Origin of the sequence: Pseudonocardia sp. SID8383, assembly GCF_009864975.1 — a bacterium.
Classification (GTDB): Bacteria; Actinomycetota; Actinomycetes; order Mycobacteriales; family Pseudonocardiaceae; genus Pseudonocardia; species Pseudonocardia alni.
The window spans coordinates 1-2,961 of record NZ_WWFY01001195.1 but is presented as its reverse complement, the minus strand read 5'-3'; the positions used below and the strand labels follow the sequence as shown (position 1 = coordinate 2,961).

Annotated in this window: 4 protein-coding genes and 1 riboswitch; of the genes, 3 read left to right on the top strand and 1 reads right to left on the bottom strand. The window is 76.9% G+C overall.

Annotated features, from left to right (window positions below; all coding sequences use genetic code 11):
* On the bottom strand, nucleotides 1-571 hold a 571-nt coding region (gene thiE / locus GTW08_RS29100), incomplete at its 3' end, for a thiamine phosphate synthase (RefSeq protein WP_161152803.1).
* 39 nt (nucleotides 572-610) lie between these two features.
* Nucleotides 611-720: riboswitch (TPP riboswitch) on the top strand.
* Between thiE and thiO the strand changes: the two genes are divergently transcribed.
* From thiO to GTW08_RS29085, 3 genes are all read left to right on the top strand, one after another.
* Nucleotides 717-1,889: a glycine oxidase ThiO gene (gene thiO, locus GTW08_RS29095; protein ID WP_073576681.1), complete on the top strand. Its 1,173-nt coding sequence runs from the start codon at nucleotides 717-719 to the stop codon at nucleotides 1,887-1,889. Its footprint overlaps the riboswitch before it by 4 nt.
* Nucleotides 1,889-2,089, top strand: a complete 201-nt coding sequence (thiS, locus tag GTW08_RS29090) for a sulfur carrier protein ThiS (RefSeq protein ID WP_062398305.1) — start codon at nucleotides 1,889-1,891, stop codon at nucleotides 2,087-2,089. Before thiO ends, thiS begins: the two co-directional genes overlap by 1 nt.
* A gap of 2 nt (nucleotides 2,090-2,091) precedes the next feature.
* On the top strand, nucleotides 2,092-2,862 hold the full coding sequence (locus GTW08_RS29085; protein WP_139282893.1) for a thiazole synthase: 771 nt from the start codon (nucleotides 2,092-2,094) through the stop codon (nucleotides 2,860-2,862).
* The last annotated feature ends 99 nt before the right edge of the window (nucleotides 2,863-2,961 follow it).

Here is a 2,961-nt window from a genome sequence, read left to right as displayed (position 1 = left end):
CGATGCCCCCGATCGCGAACCACGGCCGCGCCGGGGCCCGTCCGGCGACCGTGCGCACCAGGTCCAGGCCGGGGGCCGGACGTCCCGGCTTGGTCGGGGTCGGCCAGCACGGGCCGACGCAGAAGTAGTCCACGCCGTCCTCGTCGGCGGCGGTCAGGGTCTCGGCGGGGCTGTGCGAGGACCGGCCGATGAGCACGTCGTCGCCGACGACCCGGCGCGCCCACGCCACCGGCAGGTCGTCCTGGCCGAGGTGCAGCACGTCGGCGCCCGCGGCGAGCGCGACGTCGGCGCGGTCGTTCACCGCGAGCAGCGCGCCGTGCCGGCGGCAGGCGTCGGCGAGCACCTCCAGTGCGGCGAGCTCGGCGCTCGCCTCCAGCGGCCCGTCGGGCCCGCCCTTGTCCCGCAGCTGGACGATGTCGACCCCGCCGGCGAGCGCGGCGTCGGCGAACTCCGCCAGGTCACCGCGCGCGGTGCGGGCGTCGGTGCACAGGTAGAGACGGGCGTCGGTGAGGCCGTCGAGCCGGGTGCGACGGGTGTCGCCGGTGCCGGGACGGGTATCGGTGTCGGACACGGCTCGCAGGCTACGGCGTAGCCTGGGCCCCGGACGACGACGAACCACGGGAGCCCGGGCAGCGGGCTGAGAGGGGACCCGCGACGCGGTCCCGACCGTCGAACCTGATCCGGGTCATGCCGGCGCAGGGAGTGAGGTGGATCCCATGAGCGCGAGTGCCGGACGGCTGGTCGTCGCGGGTGCGGGGGCCGTCGGCCTGTCCGTCGCCCGCGCGGCGGCTCGCGACGGCTGGTCGGTGACGGTGTTCGACCCGGCCCCCGGTCGCGGCGCGTCCTGGGTGGCCGGCGGGATGCTCGCCCCGGTCACCGAGGCCTGGCCCGGCGAGGAGGATCTCCTCGCCCTCGGGCTGGACTCGGTCGCACGCTGGCCGGAGTTCGCCGCGGCTCTGTCCGCCGACGCCGGCACCGACGCCGGGTTGCACCCGGAGGGCACCGTCGTCGCCGCGACCGGGTCGGGGGACCGCGCCGAGCTGACCGCGCTCGCGGACTACCTGGAGTCCCTCGGCCGGGACGTGCACCGGCTGACCGGTCGCGAGCTGCGCCGGCTCGAACCCGCGCTGGGCCCGGAGGTCCGTGGCGGCCTCTCGGTGCCCGACGACCCGTCGGTGGACAACCGGCGGCTGCTCGCCGCGCTGGCGACCGCGGCCGGGCGGGCCGGGGTCGTCGTCTCCGACCGCGGGGTCGCGCGCGTGCTCGACGACGGCGCCCGTGTCACCGGCGTGCGGCTCGCGGACGGGACCGAGATCGCGGCGGACGCGGTCGTCGTCGCGGCGGGGGCGCACTCGTCGTCGCTGCACCCGGTGCTCGACGGGCTGGTCCGCCCGGTGAAGGGCGAGATCCTGCGGCTGACCCGCCGCGCCGGTGCCCTGCCGCCGCCGTCGCGGACGGTGCGGGCGCTCGTCGACGGGCGCCCGGTGTACGCCGTGCCGCGGACGCTGCCCGGGTACGGCGACCTCGTGATCGGCGCGACGACCGCCGAGAACGGCTTCGACACCGACGTCACCGTCGGTGGGGTGCGCGACCTGCTGCGCGACGCGGAGCGGATCCTGCCCGGCATCGCCGAGTACGCCCTGACCGAGACCGCCGCCGGGCTGCGGCCTGGCAGCCGGGACAACCTGCCGCTGATCGGGCGCACCGGGCCCGACGGGCTGGTCGCGGCCACCGGGCACGGCCGCAACGGGATGCTGCTGGTACCGGTGACCGCGGCGGCCGTCGCGGCGCTGCTGCGCGGCGACGACGTACCGGGACCGGTCCGCGCGGCGGATCCGCGACGGTTCGCCCCGGCCGCCGCCGGGGCACGCGAGGAGGGGAACCACTGATGCGGATCGTGCTGAACGGCGAGCACCGCGACGTCGACGACGGCGCCGACCTCGCCCGGATCCTGGCCGAGGCCGGGCTGCCGGAGCGGGGGATCGCCGTCGCCGTGGACGGGGAGGTCGTGCCGCGCACGTCGTGGGCCGGGCACCGCCCCGCCGACGGCGCGCGGGTCGAGGTACTGACCGCGGTACAGGGAGGATGAGCATGGCAGTGCAGACCGACAAGCTCGCGTTCGGTGACCACCTGTTCGACTCGCGGCTGGTGATGGGCACCGGTGGTGCCGCGAACCTGGAGATCCTGGAGCGGGCGCTGGTCGCGTCCGGCACCGAGCTGACGACGGTGGCGCTGCGCCGTGTCGACGTCGCGGGCGGGACCGGGCTGCTGGACCTGCTGCGCCGCCTCGGGATCGCCGTGCTGCCCAACACTGCCGGCTGCCGGACCGCCGCCGAGGCGGTGCTCACGGCGCGGATGGCGCGCGAGGCGATGGAGACCGACCTGGTCAAGCTGGAGGTCGTCGCCGACGAGACGACGCTGCTGCCCGACCCGGTCGAGCTCCTCGACGCCGCCGAGCAGCTCGTCGACGACGGCTTCACCGTGCTGCCCTACACCAACGACGACCCGGTCCTCGCCCGTCGCCTGGAGCAGGTCGGGTGCGCCGCGGTCATGCCGCTCGGCTCGCCGATCGGGACCGGGCTGGGCATCCGCAACCCGCACAACATCGAGATGATCGTGGCCGCCGCGGGCGTGCCGGTCGTGCTCGACGCCGGGATCGGCACCGCCTCGGAGGCGGCGCTGGCGATGGAGCTGGGCTGCGACGCGGTCCTGCTCGCCACCGCCGTCACCCGTGCCGCCGACCCGGAGCGGATGGCCCGCGCGATGCGCCGCGGGGTGGAGGCGGGCTGGGACGCCCGGCACGCCGGTCGGATCCCGCGCCGCTACCGGGCACAGGCGAGCTCGCCCGACCGGGAGGACTGAGGACCGATGTCCGGGTGCGTTCCGCGGAACGCACCGGACCGGATCGGGAGGGCTCAGGCGGGGGCGACGCCATCGGCGTGCCGCCGGGCCAGGGCGCGG

What these genes read in the sequence shown, in the direction of transcription:
- thiO (WP_073576681.1), top strand. Translation starts at nt 717, where the DNA reads ATGAGCGCGAGTGCCGGACGGCTGGTCGTCGCGGGTGCGGGGGCCGTC.
- thiS (WP_062398305.1), top strand. Translation starts at nt 1,889, where the DNA reads ATGCGGATCGTGCTGAACGGCGAGCACCGCGACGTCGACGACGGCGCC.
- GTW08_RS29085 (WP_139282893.1), top strand. Translation starts at nt 2,092, where the DNA reads ATGGCAGTGCAGACCGACAAGCTCGCGTTCGGTGACCACCTGTTCGAC.